The sequence below is a fragment of the Pseudomonas sp. genome (assembly GCF_040514055.1).
Classification (GTDB): Bacteria; Pseudomonadota; Gammaproteobacteria; order Pseudomonadales; family Pseudomonadaceae; genus Aquipseudomonas.
Genome location: NZ_JBEVDL010000062.1, coordinates 21,254 through 35,994, shown reverse-complemented (window position 1 = coordinate 35,994; position 14,741 = coordinate 21,254). Strand labels below are relative to the sequence as shown.

Here is a 14,741-nt window from a genome sequence, read left to right as displayed (position 1 = left end):
GATCTGCGGTTGCCAGACGAAAAGGCGGCGATTATAGCGTTAAAGGCGATTTCACTCACTCTTCATTGCGCGACACGATGCCAAAGCGTTCGCAATGCTGACGCCTGCAGGTTTCTGCCTTGGGGGCGGGCGACGGGCGATGCTATAGTGCCGGGCCCGTTTGGCCGGTCCCGCCTATCGGCGTGATCCCGATCGGGGTGACTGCGTCTGTAAAGGGAGGCTGAATCGCCAGGAGTCCAGAGATGAGTGCCGAAAACGCCTATGCCGTCGAGTTGAAGGGGCTGTCCTTCAACCGCGGCGCACGCAAGATCTTCGACAAGGTCGATATCCGTATCCCGCGTGGCAAGGTGACGGGCATCATGGGGCCGTCAGGCTGTGGCAAGACCACCCTGTTACGCCTGATCGGCGCGCAGTTGCGGCCCACCCAGGGTGAAATCTGGGTCAATGGGCAGAACCTGCCCGACCTGTCGCGCAGCGACCTGTTCGACATGCGCAAGCAGATGGGCGTGTTGTTTCAGAGCGGTGCCTTGTTCACCGACCTGGATGTGTTCGAGAACGTGGCCTTTCCGCTGCGCGTGCACACCGAACTGCCGGAAGAAATGATCCGCGATATCGTCCTGATGAAGCTGCAGGCCGTGGGCCTGCGTGGCGCCGTCGAGCTGATGCCGGATGAGCTCTCCGGCGGTATGAAGCGCCGTGTGGCGCTGGCTCGGGCAATCGCCCTGGACCCGCAGATACTGATGTACGACGAACCTTTCGTGGGTCAGGACCCGATCGCCATGGGCGTTTTGGTGCGCTTGATCCGCCTGCTCAACGACGCCCTGGGCATCACCAGCATCGTGGTGTCCCACGACCTGGTGGAGACCGCCAGCATTGCCGACTACCTCTATGTGGTGGGTGACACCCAGGTGCTCGGCCAGGGCACACCGGACGAATTGATGAACTCCGACAACCCGCGCATCCGCCAGTTTATGACGGGCAACCCGGATGGCCCTGTGCCGTTCCACTACCCCGCCGCGGACTACCGCGCCGACCTGTTGGGGGGGCGTTGATGCGCAAGCGTTCAGTGCTCGAGCGGATTCGCTTGCTGGGGCAGACCGGCATCGATGTGGTGGCCGCGCTGGGCGCCGCCGGCATCTTCCTGGTGCGTGCCCTGTTTGGCCGCGGCAGTCGTGGCAACGGCTTCCAGTTGCTGGTCAAGCAGCTGTACTCGGTCGGCGTGATGTCGCTGCCGATCATCCTGGTGTCCGGCCTGTTTATCGGCATGGTGCTGTCCCTGCAGGGGGTGAGCATCCTGGCGACCTACGGCTCGGAGCAGGCGGTCGGGCAGATGGTCGCCCTGACCTTGCTGCGCGAGCTGGGGCCGGTGGTCACCGCCTTGTTGTTCGCCGGACGGGCCGGCTCGGCGCTGACCGCGGAAATTGGCAACATGAAGTCCACCGAGCAGCTGTCCAGCCTGGAAATGATCGGCGTCGATCCGCTCAAGTACATCATCGCGCCACGCTTGTGGGCGGGCTTCATTTCCATGCCGCTGCTGGCGATGATTTTCAGCGTGGTGGGGATCTGGGGTGGCGCCATGGTGGCGATCGACTGGCTGGGTGTGTACGAAGGCTCGTTCTGGTCGACCATGCAGAACAGCGTGTCCCTGGTCGATGACGTGCTCAATGGCGTGATCAAGAGCCTGGCCTTTGCCTTTGTCGTGACCTGGATCGCGGTCTACCAGGGGCATGACTGCGAGCCGACCTCGGAAGGGATCAGCCGCGCCACCACCAAAACCGTGGTCTATGCCTCCTTGGCCGTGCTTGGGCTGGACTTTATTCTGACCGCCTTGATGTTTGGAGATTTCTGATGCAAAACCGCACCCTCGAGATTGGTGTCGGCCTGTTCCTGTTGGCGGGTTTGTTGGCGTTTCTGTTGCTGGCCCTGCGGGTGAGCGGACTGTCGGTTGGCGGCGGTCAAGAGACCTACCGGCTCTACGCGAATTTCGACAATATCGCCGGTCTGACCGTGCGCGCCAAAGTCACCATGGCCGGCGTGACCATCGGCAAGGTGACCGCCATCGACCTGGATCGCGACAGTTTCACCGGTCGTGTCACCATGGAGGTGGAAAAGCGTGTCGACAACCTGCCGCTGGATTCGACCGCGTCGATTCTGACCGCCGGTTTGTTGGGCGAAAAATACATCGGCCTGAGTGTGGGCGGTGAAGAGGAGTTGCTCAAGGATGGCAGCACCATCCATGACACCCAGTCGTCCCTGGTGCTGGAAGACCTGATCGGCAAATTCCTGCTCAATACCGTGAACAAAGACCCCGCCAAATAAGGAGATTTCCCCATGATTACTGCCTTGCGTCGCGGCCTGCTGGTATTGCTCGCCGTGTTCCCCCTGCTGGCCAACGCCGCGCCCACCGCCCATCAGGTGGTGCAGGACACCACGGCCCGCCTGCTGGCTGACCTCAAGGTCAACAAGGAGCGTTATCGCTCCGATCCGGCCGCCTTCTACGATGCCCTCAACAGCATCCTCGGCCCGGTGGTCGATGCCGACGGGATTTCCCGCAGCATCATGACGGTCAAATACTCGGGCAGCGCGTCGCCGGCGCAGATCAGCCGCTTCCAGGAAAACTTCAAGCGCAGCCTGATGCAGTTCTATGGCAATGCCTTGCTGGAGTACAACAACCAGGACATCCGCGTGTTGCCCAGCAACCAGCAGGATCCGGAGCGCGCCACGGTCAATATGGAGATCAAGGATGGCAAGGGCACGCTCTACCCGCTGTCCTACACCATGGTCAACAAGAACGGCACCTGGATGATGCGTAACGTGGTCATCAACGGCATCAATGTGGGCAAGCTGTTCCGTGATCAGTTCGCCCAGTCCATGCAGGACAATGGCAACGACCTGGACCGGGTGATCGATACCTGGGCCGACACCGTGGCCCGCGCCAAGCAACAGACCAAGGTCACGCCGTGAACCACGCGGCGATTCGCGAAGCGGCGCCGGGCCTGTTGCAACTGGGCGGGGTGCTCGATTACCGCAGCGGTCCCACATTGCGTACGCTGGGCGCCTACCTGATCAAGGCCAGCAGCGCGCAGGCACTGGTGCTCGATTGCGCGGCGGTAAAGAAGTCCAGCAGCGTCGGCCTGTCGCTGCTGCTGGCCTTTATGCGCGATGCCCAGGTGCAGGGTAAAACCCTGACCCTGCGGGCGCTGCCGACGGACATGCAGCAGATCGCCGAGGTCTGCGGCCTGACCGAGCTGCTGCCGCTGCAGGGCTGAGGCGCCCCCGTGGCATGCGCTTGTCCGGCGACCCTCGGTCAGGGTTGCGCGATGCGGGGTTCGCAGGCGCGGGGCTTTTTTGTATGATGGCCGACCCGCGCGCCGAGCCCAGATTTTGCTGGGCATCCATTCATGCGCCGAACGAGGTTGAGCATGCAGGCTGAAGACGTCAAGACCCTCCTGGTGGCCCAGTTGGCTGGTAGCCAGGTCGAAGTGGAAGGTGAAGGCTGTAATTTCCAACTCAATATCATCAGCGACGAATTGGCGGCCCTGAGCCCGGTCAAGCGTCAGCAGTTGGTCTACGCCCACCTGAACGCCTGGATCGCCGATGGCAGCATTCACGCGGTCACCATGAAGTTTTTCAGCCGTGCCGCCTGGGCCGAGCGCGCCTGAACGCGGACACCTGTGACGGTGCGTCAGCCATAGGGCCCGCCACCGAACACGACAGTCAGCGCGCCACGCACTCCATGCGTCGCGCGGTCATTTTTCAAGGCGGCTTGTGCTTAGCCTGCGGGGCGACGAGATACTAATGGATAAATTGATTATTACCGGCGGCGTTCGCCTCAATGGCGAGATCCGCATTTCCGGGGCGAAGAACTCCGCGCTGCCGATCCTGGCCGCTACCCTGTTGGCTGATGCGCCGGTGACCGTGTGCAACCTGCCGCACCTGCATGACATCACCACCATGATCGAGCTGTTCGGGCGCATGGGCATCGAGCCGGTGATCGACGAAAAACTCAGTGTCGAAGTGGATGCCCGGGCGATCAAGACCCTGGTGGCGCCCTACGAGCTGGTGAAAACCATGCGCGCCTCGATCCTGGTGCTGGGGCCCATGGTCGCCCGTTTCGGCGAGGCTGAAGTGGCCTTGCCCGGCGGCTGCGCCATTGGCTCGCGTCCGGTCGACCTGCACATTCGCGGGCTCGAGGCGATGGGCGCGAAAATCGACGTCGAGGGCGGCTACATCAAGGCCAAGGCCCCCGAGGGCGGCTTGCGCGGCGCGAACTTCTTCTTCGATACGGTCAGCGTGACCGGGACCGAGAACATCATGATGGCCGCGACCCTGGCCAACGGTCGCAGCGTGCTGCAGAACGCCGCCCGTGAGCCGGAAGTGGTCGACCTGGCCAACTGCCTGATCGCCATGGGCGCGCAGATCCAGGGTGCCGGCACCGATACCATCACCATCGACGGGGTCAAGCGCCTGGGTGGTGCCCGTTACAACGTGATGCCCGACCGGATCGAAACCGGCACTTACCTGGTGGCCGCCGCCGCCACCGGTGGCCGGGTCAAGCTCAAGGACACCGACCCGAGCATCCTCGAGGCCGTGCTGTTGAAACTGCAGGAAGCGGGGGCCGAGATCACCACCGGGCCCGACTGGATCGAGCTGGACATGCACGGCAAGCGACCCAAGGCGGTCAACTTGCGCACCGCGCCCTATCCGGCCTTTCCCACCGACATGCAGGCGCAGTTTATCGCGCTCAACGCCATCGCCGAGGGGACCGGCACCGTCATCGAGACCGTGTTCGAGAACCGTTTCATGCATGTCTATGAAATGACCCGCATGGGCGCCTTGATCCAGGTCGAGGGCAACACCGCGATCGTCAGCGGCACTCCTCGCCTCAAAGGCGCCCCGGTGATGGCGACTGACTTGCGCGCCTCGGCCAGCCTGGTGATCTCCGCCCTGGTCGCCGACGGCGATACGCTGATCGACCGCATCTACCATATCGACCGCGGTTACGAGTGCATCGAGGAAAAACTGCAGCTGCTCGGTGCCAAGATCCGTCGCGTACCGGGTTAGTTTCCGGTCGTAGAACGGCAGCGCCTGCGTCAGGGCGACCTGCTCCGATCTGCCGGCGCCGTGCTTGCGGGTCGGCGCCCGGCGGGTCTCCCTGGGGCGCTGTGTTTATCTCGGTTGAAACCGCTACCAAGGATCTCCCATGCTCACCATCGCGTTGTCCAAAGGTCGGATTCTCGACGATACCCTGCCGTTGCTGGCCGAGGCCGGTATCGTGCCGACCGAGAATCCGGACAAGAGTCGCAAGCTGATCATCCCGACCACCCAGGCCGATGTGCGCCTGCTGATCGTGCGCGCCACCGACGTGCCGACCTATGTCGAGCATGGCGCCGCCGATCTCGGCGTGGCCGGCAAGGACGTGCTGATGGAGTATGGCGGCCAGGGCCTGTACGAGCCGCTGGACCTGCGCATCGCCCTGTGCAAGTTGATGACCGCCGGTGCGGTCGGTGCGGTCGAGCCCAAGGGCCGGCTGCGGGTGGCGACCAAGTTCGTCAATGTCGCCAAACGCTACTACGCCGAGCAGGGCCGCCAGGTCGAGGTGATCAAGCTCTACGGCTCCATGGAGCTGGCACCGCTGATCGGCTTGGCCGACAAGATCATCGACGTGGTCGACACTGGCAACACCCTGCGCGCCAACGGCCTGGAAGCCCAGGAACTGATCGCCCATGTCAGCTCGCGGTTGATCGTCAACAAGGCGTCCATGAAAATGCAGCATGGGCGTATCCAGGCGCTGATCGACAGCCTGCGCCAGGCCGTCGAATCCCGACACCCGGCGTAATGCCCGTGCGGCGCCACGCCGCACCCGTCTCTATCCCCGCCATAGCCATTATTCACGGGTGTCGTATGGCGGGGCTTTGTTAGCCTGACGCCCCGCGCATCCGCCATTCAATGAGGCCCGTCATGACTGCTGCCACCGTTCTTCGCCGACTCGACGCCACCGCCGCGGATTTCGACCACCAGCTGGCGCAGCTGCTGAGCTGGGAAAGCGTGTCCGATCAGACCGTCAATCAGCGCGTGCTGGAGATCATCGCCGATGTTCGTGTCCGCGGTGATGCGGCGCTTGTGGATTACACCGAGCGCTTCGACGGCCTCAAGGTCGCCTCCATGGCCGAGCTGATCCTGCCCCGCGCGCGCCTCGAATTGGCCCTGAGCCGGATCACCCCCGAGCAGCGCCAGGCGCTGGAGACCGCCGCCGAGCGCGTACGGCGCTACCACGAGAAACAGCAGCAGCCCTCCTGGCGTTACACCGAGGCCGACGGTACGGTGCTGGGCCAGCAGGTCACCGCGCTGGACCGTGCCGGCCTTTATGTCCCGGGCGGCAAGGCGTCCTACCCGTCCTCGGTGCTGATGAACGCCATTCCGGCCAAGGTCGCCGGTGTGGCAGAAGTGGTGATGGTGGTGCCCACCCCGCGCGGCGAACTCAACGAACTGGTGCTGGCGGCCGCTTGCCTGGCGGGCGTCGACCGGGTCTTCACCATCGGTGGGGCCCAGGCGGTCGCCGCCCTTGCCTACGGCACCGAGAGCGTGCCGGCGGTGGACAAGATTGTCGGCCCGGGCAATATCTACGTGGCCACGGCCAAGCGCCACGTGTTCGGCAAGGTCGGCATCGACATGATCGCCGGCCCCTCGGAAATCCTGGTCGTGTGCGACGGCCAGACCGATCCGGATTGGATTGCCATGGACCTGTTTTCCCAGGCCGAGCACGACGAGGACGCTCAGTCCATTCTGCTCAGCCCGGACGCTGCTTTCCTCGACCAGGTCGCTGCCAGTATCGACCGGCTGCTGCCCGGCATGGAGCGTTCGGCGATCATCCGCGCCTCGCTGCAGGCGCGCGGTGCGCTGATCCAGGTGCGCGACATGCAGCAGGCCATCGAGGTGGCCAATCGCATCGCGCCGGAACACCTGGAACTGTCGGTGGCCGACCCCGAGGCCTGGTTGCCGCAGATACGCCATGCCGGCGCGATTTTCATGGGGCGCTACACCGCCGAGGCGTTGGGCGACTACTGCGCCGGGCCCAACCATGTGCTGCCGACCTCGGGTACCGCGCGCTTCTCCTCGCCGCTGGGTGTCTACGATTTCCAGAAGCGTTCCTCGATCATCCATTGCTCGGCCGACGGCGCCTCGGAATTGGGCAAGACCGCCTCGGTGCTGGCCCGGGGCGAATCGCTGACGGCCCACGCGCGCAGCGCCGAGTACCGCATCAAGGATTAATGGTTAGCCGCAGCCGTGCATATGGGGCCGCGTAGGATGGGTTGAGCGCAGCGATACCCATCGATGCCCCGGGGCAATCTCAACGCATTCGAGGAGAGCAGGGTAGATGAGCAAGTTTTGGAGCCCCTTCGTCAAGGACCTGGTGCCTTACGTGCCGGGCGAGCAGCCGAAGCTGGCCAACCTGGTCAAGCTGAACACCAACGAAAATCCCTACGGGCCGTCGCCCAAGGCCCTGGCGGCCATGCGCGAGGTGCTCGACGACGGCCTGCGCCTGTACCCGGACCCCAACGGTGACCGGCTGAAGGTGGCCGTGGCCGAGTTCTACGGCATCACCAGCCAGCAGGTGTTCGTCGGCAATGGCTCCGACGAGGTGTTGGCGCATGCCTTCCACGGCCTGTTCCAGCACGGCAAGCCGTTGCTGTTTCCGGACGTGACCTACAGCTTCTACCCGGTGTATTGCGGCCTGTACGGCATCGCCTTCGAAGCCCTGGCGCTGGACGGACAGTTCCAGATCCGGGTCGAGGATTACGCGCGGCCCAATGGCGGGATCATTTTCCCCAATCCGAATGCGCCGACCGGCTGCCTGCTGGCCCTGGAGGCGATCGAGCGCCTGCTGCAGGCGAACCCCGATTCGGTGGTGCTGGTGGACGAAGCCTATATCGATTTCGGCGGCGAATCGGCGGTCGGCCTGGTCGGGCGCTACCCGAACCTGCTGGTCACCCAGACCCTGTCCAAGTCGCGCTCACTGGCCGGTTTGCGGGTGGGTGTGGCGATCGGCCATCCCGACCTGATCGAGGCGCTGGAGCGGATCAAGAACAGCTTCAACTCTTACCCGCTGGACCGTCTGGCCATCGTCGGCGCCGCGGTGGCGTTCGAGGATCGGGCCTATTTCGAACAGACCTGCCAGGCGGTGGTGAGTAGTCGCGAACAGGTGGTCGCCGGGTTGCAGGGGCTGGGGTTCGAGGTGCTGCCGTCGGCGGCCAATTTCGTCTTCGCCCGTCATCCGCAACGGGATGCGTTGCAGATCGCCGCGGCGCTGCGTGAACGTGGCGTGCTGGTACGGCATTTCAAGCAGGCGCGTATCGCCCAGTTCCTGCGGATCAGCATCGGCAGCCCGGCGCAGAACCAGGCACTACTGGACGCCCTCGGCGCGCTCTAAATGCACGCGGCACGCCCAGGCCGGGGCACCCCAGGGGTGCTCCGGCCTTTTTTGTGTCCGTAGCCTGCACTATTCGTGATGGGCCTGGCCAAGGAAAGTCAGCGAAGCGAACAGCCCGCGTTCGCTGATATTCGCGTCATTGGCCACCGGTACATAGAGTTCGGCGCCGATGATATTCAGCCCCTCGTTGCGTACCAGCACCTGGGCGCGGCCCTGGGCATCGGTCTCGGCGCTGATGACGTGGGGCGCACCACGGAAGTCCCCGATCAGTTTGACCCCGGCGGCGGGCTTGCCATCGACCAGTACCCGCACCGGCAGCGGCTTGCCCACCCCGACCAGCAGCGGGTCGACTTCCGGCAGTATCACCAGCTTCAGCGCCTCCAGGGGTGGCAGCTTGGCGCCTTCCTCGTACACTGCCAGGCTGTATTTGTAGGTGTGCAGCGAATGCACCGAGTCGGGGACCTGAAGGCGACCCTGGTTGACCCATTTTTTGTCCGGGGTCTGCGACCAGGCCCCGTTGTCCAGGGCTACCGCCAGCACGGCCGGCGGTTTGAGGGGCTGCAAACGGGCCTGGTCGGCCAGGCGCTGGACCGTGATCGGAATCATGCGTCCCGCACGGTCGAAGGCCCAGCTGCCGCTGACTTTTTCGCCCTTGAAGGCATCGTCCGCGGCGCCATGGCCATAGATCACCTCGACACTGCCGCGGCGTTGTTCGGTCCACAGGCCATGGGCCTGGAGGCCGGGGCTGAGCAGGGCGGCGCCCAGGGCGCAGAGGGGTAGTAGGTGAAAACGAGACATGCTGGATCACTCCGTGAGTCAGAGGTTAAGGGTCAGGTTGAGGCTGAAATTGCGCGGTTCGCCCGGCAGCACCCAGGTGCTGTTGTAGGAGCGTTCCTGGTAGTGACGGTCGAACAGGTTGTTGAGGTTGGCCCCGAGGCTCAGTTGCTCGCTGATGCGGTACTGGGCCAGCAGGTCGACCGTGCTGTAGGCGGCCAGCTGGAAGTCGCTGCCGGCCTGGCCGGAGCGGTCGCCCACGTACTGGGCCGCGGCGCCCAGGCCGAGGCCCTGCCAGGGACCGGAATGGAACTGGTACAGGCCCATCAGGCTGGCGTTGTGGCGGGCCACGCCGAGCAGGCGGGTTCCCGCTGGCAGCAGATTGTCGCGGGTCACTTCGGCGTCGATATAGGCGTAGGCGCCGATGACTTGCAGGGCGTCGCTGAGCTGGCCACTGAACTGAAGGTCCAGGCCGCGGCTGCGCGCCTCCCCCGCAGCGAGGGAGTCGCCGGGGCTGCGCGGGTCGGCGGTCAGCACGTTCTGTTTGTCGATCTGGAACAGCGCCAGGGTGGCGCCCAGCTGGCTGTCGAACAGGTCGAGTTTCAGTCCAGTCTCGTACCCCAGCCCCTGCTCCGTGTCGAACGCCTGGCCCTGGCTACCAAAGCCGTTGGGCTTGGCCGAGGTCGAGCCGTTGGCGAACAGTCCGACTTCGGGCGTCAGCTGGTACAGCAGGCCCAGGCGCGCGGTGGTGCTGGTCTGCGACTGGCTGTTGAGGGCCTTGCGGCTGCGATTGAGCGAGTCCTGCTCGACGCGCTCCAGGCGCATCCCGGCCAGGCCACGCCATCGCTCGCTGAAGAGGATCTGGTCCTGCAGGCCCAACGCCTGGCTCTCGGTGTGCTCGGCAAAGTCATTGGCGAAGGCGAGGGCCGGCTTGGCCTGGCCATGCAGCGGCTGGTGCACGTTCAGGCCGTAGCCCAGGGAGGTCAGGCTCTGGGGGTATTTCTGGCTGTTGCGGTAATTCTCGTACTCCAGGCCGGCCAGGGTCTGGTGCTCCCAGCCGCCCAGGGCGAAGCGGCCCTGGACCTCGGCGCGGGTGATGCTGTCATTCCATTCGAAGTCGCGCTGGCGGTAGAAGCGGCTGACCTGGTCGCCGACCAGGCGCACGGTTTCCGAGCTGTCGCCGCGCAGGCTGCCTTGGCTGTAATGGCTGGCCAGGCGCAGGGTCCAGTCCGGGTTCAGCGCATGTTCCATTACTGCCTGCAGCAGCTGGCTGCGGTTGTCGATGCGGCCGTCGTTGGGCTCGCCGAGGTAGGTGTCGCGCGGTAGCGCGCCGGCGCGTTCATCGATCGCAGGAATGCCGCGGTCGAACACCGATTCGGCGCTGGAAAACTCCGTGTCCAGCGCCAGGCGGGTGCTGTCGTCCAGTTGCCAGCTGAAGGCCGGGCTGACGATTTTGCGGCGGTTGCCGACCTGGTCGCGAAAACTCTGGTTATCCTCGATTGCCAGGTTGACGCGCGACAGCAGGCGGCCGTCGTCGCTGAGGGGGGCGTTGACGTCCAGGCTGCTGCGGTGACGATCCCAACTGCCGGTGCTGGCCTTGAGCTGGATGAACGCCTCGGGCTGCGGTTTTTTGCTGACGATATTGACCATGCCGCCGGGGTCGCCACGGCCATACAGGCTGGCGGCCGGGCCCTTGAGCACTTCGATGCGTTCCAGGGATGCGGTATCGGGGGCGCTGGCGCTGCCGCGGTTAATGGCAAAGCCGTTGCGGTACAGCTCGCCGGTGGTGAAACCGCGCACGCTGTAGCTGAGAAAGGTCAGGCCACCGAAGTTGTTCTGTCGGCTGACACCGCCGGCAAAATCCAGGGCCCGGTCGATTCGGCTCAGGTTCAGGTCGTCCAGCACCTGGCGCGGCACCACGGCAATGCTTTGCGGGGTGTCACGCAGGTCCGTATCGGTGCGGGTGGCGGTCGAGGAGCGATGGGCCCGGTAACCGTAGACCCGGTCGTCGGTGGGTTCGCGTTGGGCGCTGACGCTGCTTTGGCTCAGCTCCAGGGGGGCGGCGACGACGGCGCTGCTGCCCAGCAGGGCCAGGGCAGCGAGCAGGGGGTGGTGCGTAGGCACGGCTCGTCCTTGTTGTTGATATGTAATAACATAACAATTTATAGGATCGAATCAGGCCCGGGTAGCGTTTTCGGTTTTTTATTCGCTCTGGGTGCCGTTACTGGGCGCGGCCGGGTTGGGCGGCGGCGGGCGCAGGCCGATTTCCGCCGTCAGTGACAGGGTTTTGCCGTCGCGCAGGATCTCGATGGCGATTTTCTGCCCGGGTTTTTCCCGGGCGACCTGGTTCATCGAGCGCCGTCCATCGTCGGCGGGTTCACCGGCGATGCTGAGGATCAGGTCGCCGGGCTGCAGGCCGGCTTTCTGCGCCGGGCCGTCACGGTAGATGCCGGCGACAATGATGCCCGGACGGCCGTCCAGGCCGAAGGATTCGGTGAGCTCCGGGGTCAGCGACTGCACTTCGATGCCCAGCCAGCCGCGGATGACCTGGCCATGTTCGATGATGGACTTCATCACCTCCAGCGCCAGCTTGGTCGGGATGGCGAAACCTATGCCCTGGGAACCGCCGGACTTGGAAAAAATCGCGGTGTTGATACCGGTCAAGTTGCCATGGGCGTCCACCAGCGCGCCGCCGGAGTTGCCCGGGTTGATGGCGGCGTCGGTCTGGATGAAATCTTCGTAGGTGTTGAGGCCCAGCTGGTTGCGCCCAGTCGCGCTGATGATGCCCATGGTCACGGTCTGGCCGACGCCAAAGGGGTTGCCGATGGCCAGGGCGACATCGCCGATATTGATCTTGTCCGAACTGGCCAAGGTAATGGCGGGCAGGTTGTCGAGGTCGATCTTGAGCACCGCGAGGTCGGTTTCCGGGTCGCTGCCGATGATCCGCGCCACGGTTTCGCGGCCGTCCTTGAGCGCTACCACCACCTGGTCTGCACCGGTGGTCACATGGTTGTTGGTCAGCAGGTAGCCCTCCGAGCTCATGATCACCGCCGAACCCAGGCTGGATTCCATGCGCCGCTGCTTGGGCAGGTTGTCGCCGAAGAAACGCCTGAACATCGGGTCTTCGAACAGCGGGTGAGCCGGTTTGTTGACGAATTTGGTGGTATAGAGGTTGGCAACAGCCGGCGCCGCGCTGCTGACAGCGTCGGCGTAGGACACCGGCCCCTGTTGCACGCCGAGGGCGCGCGGGGCTTGTTGCACGTGCACGTCCTGCAGCGGCAGGCCGACCCACTGCGGGTAATACTGAATAATCAGCAGGGCCAGCAGCACGCCCACCATTAGGGGCCAGCCGAAATAACGCAAGGCCTGGAGCATCGGGTCGATCCTGAGGGTTGCAGGGGCCTGGAACGGCCCTTAAGGTGCGCCATTATACGAGGGCGCCGGCAATAAAGGAGCCGTCTGCAACAGCTTGATAAGGAGTCTTTTTATGGCCATTGCCCTGACCACCCTGGTGGCGGAAGCCGACCGCCTGCTGAACACGGCGCGGATCAGCGATTATTGCCCCAATGGCCTGCAGGTCGAGGGGCGACCCCAGGTGCGCCGCATCGTCAGCGGGGTCACCGCCAGCCAGGCCCTGGTGGACGCCGCGGTCGAAGCCGAGGCGGACGCGCTGCTGGTGCACCACGGCTATTTCTGGAAGGGCGAGAGCCCTTGCATCACCGGGATGAAGCAACGGCGGCTGAAAACCCTGCTGGGCCACGATATCAGCCTGTTGGCCTACCACCTGCCGCTGGACGTGCACGCCGAGCTGGGCAACAACGTGCAGCTGGCGCGGCAGCTGGAGATCCTCGTCGAGGGTCCGCTGGAAGCTGACAACCCGCGCACCGTGGGACTGGTCGGCTCGCTGGCGGAGGCCATGAGTCCGCGGGATTTCGCCCGCCGGGTCGGCGAGGTGCTGGGCCGCGAACCGCTGCTGATCGAGGGGCCGCAGATGATTCGGCGCGTGGGCTGGTGCACCGGCGGCGGTCAGGGCTATATCGACCAGGCGATTGCCGCGGGGGTCGACCTGTACCTGACCGGCGAGGCTTCGGAACAGACCTTCCACAGTGCCCGGGAAAACGGCATCAGTTTTATTGCCGCCGGCCATCACGCGACCGAGCGTTACGGGGTCCAGGCGCTGGGCGATTACCTGGCCCGGCGCTTTGCCCTGGAGCATCTGTTTATCGACTGCCCCAATCCGATCTAGCGGCCAGGTGGGCCGGGGTTCGTGATTAGCATCGATGGGTATTGCTGCGCTCAACGCCATCCTACGGGGCGGTGGACTGGTCACAACGCCGCGTCTCGGAGGTCGGAGGGGTGGGGCCGCCCAGGTGGGGCCGCCTAGGTGGCGCGAAGCGATACTCATTGCTGCATCCACCTCACCCCGCGCAGCCTTCGGGCGCTTGACCAACGATGGGTATCGCTGCGCTCAACGCCATCCTACGGGGTTCAACTGGTCGGTATAAAGCTAGATTTTTTCGATCTAAGTGGCGGCCTGAATAGAAGGATGTGCTGTGCTAAAGTGCGGCCCTCGTCCACGGCCCGCTGGCCGTCCACCCCAGTCCTTCCGTGAGTAGCCATGCTCGACAAACTGACGCACCTGAAACAGCTGGAGGCGGAAAGCATCCATATCATCCGCGAGGTCGCCGCCGAGTTCGACAACCCGGTGATGCTCTACTCGATCGGCAAGGACTCCGCGGTGATGCTGCACCTGGCCCGCAAGGCGTTCTTCCCCGGCAAGCTGCCGTTTCCGGTGATGCATGTGGACACCCGCTGGAAGTTTCAGGAGATGTACAGCTTCCGCGACAAGATGGTCGAGGAGCTGGGCCTGGACCTGCTGGTGCACATCAACCCGGACGGCGTGGCGCAGGACATCAACCCCTTTACCCATGGCAGTGCCAAGCACACCGACATCATGAAGACCGAGGGCTTGAAACAGGCCCTGGACAAGTACGGTTTCGATGCGGCGTTCGGCGGCGCCCGGCGCGACGAAGAGAAGTCCCGGGCCAAGGAACGGGTCTATTCGTTCCGCGACAGCAAGCACCGCTGGGACCCGAAAAACCAGCGGCCGGAGCTGTGGAACGTCTACAACGGCCGGGTCAACAAGGGCGAGTCGATTCGCGTGTTCCCGCTGTCGAACTGGACCGAGCTGGACATCTGGCAGTACATCTACCTCGAAGGCATTCCCATCGTGCCGTTGTACTTCGCCGCCGAGCGTGAAGTGATCGAGAAGAACGGCACACTGATCATGATCGACGATGCGCGCATCCTCGAGCACCTGTCGGACGAGGAAAAAGCCAGCATCCAGAAGAAGATGGTGCGTTTCCGCACCCTGGGTTGCTACCCCCTGACCGGTGCCGTGGAGTCCACCGCCACCAGCCTGACCGACATCATCCAGGAAATGCTGCTGACCCGGACCTCCGAGCGCCAGGGGCGGGTGATCGACCACGATCAGGCCGGCTCGATGGAAGACAAGAAACGCCAGGGGTATTTTTAA

At 64.4% G+C, this 14,741-nt stretch carries 15 protein-coding genes; 12 read left to right on the top strand and 3 right to left on the bottom strand.

The window, feature by feature from the left end; all coding sequences use genetic code 11:
• Window positions 1–242: 242 nt before the first annotated feature.
• The 10 genes from ABWY06_RS14395 to hisC all read left to right on the top strand — a co-directional run bounded on the left by ABWY06_RS14395 (window position 243) and on the right by hisC (window position 8,431).
• Complete coding sequence (locus tag ABWY06_RS14395) at window positions 243–1,052, top strand: ATP-binding cassette domain-containing protein (RefSeq protein ID WP_353926244.1); 810 nt, start codon at window positions 243–245, stop codon at window positions 1,050–1,052.
• Window positions 1,052–1,849, top strand: coding sequence for a lipid asymmetry maintenance ABC transporter permease subunit MlaE (gene mlaE, locus ABWY06_RS14390; protein ID WP_353926243.1), 798 nt, complete (start codon window positions 1,052–1,054; stop codon window positions 1,847–1,849). The genes ABWY06_RS14395 and mlaE overlap by 1 nt, the downstream gene beginning before the upstream one ends.
• On the top strand, window positions 1,849–2,319 hold the full coding sequence (gene mlaD, locus ABWY06_RS14385; protein WP_353926242.1) for an outer membrane lipid asymmetry maintenance protein MlaD: 471 nt from the start codon (window positions 1,849–1,851) through the stop codon (window positions 2,317–2,319). The genes mlaE and mlaD overlap by 1 nt, the downstream gene beginning before the upstream one ends.
• 12 nt (window positions 2,320–2,331) lie before the next feature.
• Window positions 2,332–2,964, top strand: a complete 633-nt coding sequence (locus tag ABWY06_RS14380; RefSeq protein WP_353926241.1) for an MlaC/ttg2D family ABC transporter substrate-binding protein — start codon at window positions 2,332–2,334, stop codon at window positions 2,962–2,964.
• Complete coding sequence (locus ABWY06_RS14375; RefSeq protein ID WP_353926240.1) at window positions 2,961–3,269, top strand: STAS domain-containing protein; 309 nt, start codon at window positions 2,961–2,963, stop codon at window positions 3,267–3,269. The genes ABWY06_RS14380 and ABWY06_RS14375 overlap by 4 nt, the downstream gene beginning before the upstream one ends.
• A gap of 153 nt (window positions 3,270–3,422) precedes the next feature.
• Window positions 3,423–3,662, top strand: coding sequence for a BolA family protein (locus tag ABWY06_RS14370; RefSeq protein ID WP_353926239.1), 240 nt, complete (start codon window positions 3,423–3,425; stop codon window positions 3,660–3,662).
• 136 nt (window positions 3,663–3,798) lie between these two features.
• Window positions 3,799–5,064: a UDP-N-acetylglucosamine 1-carboxyvinyltransferase gene (murA, locus tag ABWY06_RS14365; protein WP_353926238.1), complete on the top strand. Its 1,266-nt coding sequence runs from the start codon at window positions 3,799–3,801 to the stop codon at window positions 5,062–5,064.
• A 139-nt stretch (window positions 5,065–5,203) separates the two neighbouring features.
• A complete protein-coding gene (gene hisG / locus ABWY06_RS14360; RefSeq protein ID WP_353926237.1) occupies window positions 5,204–5,839 on the top strand; it encodes an ATP phosphoribosyltransferase in 636 nt (211 codons plus the stop codon).
• Window positions 5,840–5,961: 122 nt separating this feature from the next.
• Entirely contained in the window at window positions 5,962–7,272 is a 1,311-nt protein-coding gene (hisD, locus tag ABWY06_RS14355) for a histidinol dehydrogenase (RefSeq protein ID WP_353926236.1), read from the top strand.
• 106 nt (window positions 7,273–7,378) lie between these two features.
• Window positions 7,379–8,431: a histidinol-phosphate transaminase gene (gene hisC / locus ABWY06_RS14350; protein ID WP_353926235.1), complete on the top strand. Its 1,053-nt coding sequence runs from the start codon at window positions 7,379–7,381 to the stop codon at window positions 8,429–8,431.
• Between the two features lie 69 nt (window positions 8,432–8,500).
• Here hisC and ABWY06_RS14345 read toward each other — a convergent pair whose 3' ends face one another.
• The 3 genes from ABWY06_RS14345 to algW all read right to left on the bottom strand — a co-directional run bounded on the left by ABWY06_RS14345 (window position 8,501) and on the right by algW (window position 12,580).
• Window positions 8,501–9,229, bottom strand: coding sequence for a DUF4198 domain-containing protein (locus ABWY06_RS14345; protein ID WP_353926234.1), 729 nt, complete (start codon window positions 9,227–9,229; stop codon window positions 8,501–8,503).
• A gap of 18 nt (window positions 9,230–9,247) precedes the next feature.
• Window positions 9,248–11,329 (bottom strand): TonB-dependent siderophore receptor, encoded by a 2,082-nt coding sequence (locus ABWY06_RS14340; protein WP_353926233.1) that lies wholly within the window; start codon window positions 11,327–11,329, stop codon window positions 9,248–9,250.
• A 78-nt stretch (window positions 11,330–11,407) separates the two neighbouring features.
• Window positions 11,408–12,580 (bottom strand): Do family serine endopeptidase AlgW, encoded by a 1,173-nt coding sequence (gene algW, locus ABWY06_RS14335; RefSeq protein ID WP_353926232.1) that lies wholly within the window; start codon window positions 12,578–12,580, stop codon window positions 11,408–11,410.
• A gap of 112 nt (window positions 12,581–12,692) precedes the next feature.
• Here algW and ABWY06_RS14330 point away from each other — a divergent pair, with 112 nt between their 5' ends.
• Both ABWY06_RS14330 and cysD read left to right on the top strand, forming a co-directional pair.
• Complete coding sequence (locus ABWY06_RS14330; protein WP_353926231.1) at window positions 12,693–13,451, top strand: Nif3-like dinuclear metal center hexameric protein; 759 nt, start codon at window positions 12,693–12,695, stop codon at window positions 13,449–13,451.
• A 372-nt stretch (window positions 13,452–13,823) separates the two neighbouring features.
• Window positions 13,824–14,741, top strand: coding sequence for a sulfate adenylyltransferase subunit CysD (cysD, locus tag ABWY06_RS14325; protein ID WP_353926230.1), 918 nt, complete (start codon window positions 13,824–13,826; stop codon window positions 14,739–14,741).

Coding starts and splice junctions, on each gene's coding strand:
- mlaD (WP_353926242.1), top strand. CDS start 1,849: ATGCAAAACCGCACCCTCGAGATTGGTGTCGGCCTGTTCCTGTTGGCG.
- hisD (WP_353926236.1), top strand. CDS start 5,962: ATGACTGCTGCCACCGTTCTTCGCCGACTCGACGCCACCGCCGCGGAT.
- murA (WP_353926238.1), top strand. CDS start 3,799: ATGGATAAATTGATTATTACCGGCGGCGTTCGCCTCAATGGCGAGATC.
- algW (WP_353926232.1), bottom strand. CDS start 12,580: ATGCTCCAGGCCTTGCGTTATTTCGGCTGGCCCCTAATGGTGGGCGTG.
- ABWY06_RS14330 (WP_353926231.1), top strand. CDS start 12,693: ATGGCCATTGCCCTGACCACCCTGGTGGCGGAAGCCGACCGCCTGCTG.
- ABWY06_RS14370 (WP_353926239.1), top strand. CDS start 3,423: ATGCAGGCTGAAGACGTCAAGACCCTCCTGGTGGCCCAGTTGGCTGGT.
- ABWY06_RS14395 (WP_353926244.1), top strand. CDS start 243: ATGAGTGCCGAAAACGCCTATGCCGTCGAGTTGAAGGGGCTGTCCTTC.
- ABWY06_RS14380 (WP_353926241.1), top strand. CDS start 2,332: ATGATTACTGCCTTGCGTCGCGGCCTGCTGGTATTGCTCGCCGTGTTC.
- hisG (WP_353926237.1), top strand. CDS start 5,204: ATGCTCACCATCGCGTTGTCCAAAGGTCGGATTCTCGACGATACCCTG.
- mlaE (WP_353926243.1), top strand. CDS start 1,052: ATGCGCAAGCGTTCAGTGCTCGAGCGGATTCGCTTGCTGGGGCAGACC.
- hisC (WP_353926235.1), top strand. CDS start 7,379: ATGAGCAAGTTTTGGAGCCCCTTCGTCAAGGACCTGGTGCCTTACGTG.
- cysD (WP_353926230.1), top strand. CDS start 13,824: ATGCTCGACAAACTGACGCACCTGAAACAGCTGGAGGCGGAAAGCATC.
- ABWY06_RS14345 (WP_353926234.1), bottom strand. CDS start 9,229: ATGTCTCGTTTTCACCTACTACCCCTCTGCGCCCTGGGCGCCGCCCTG.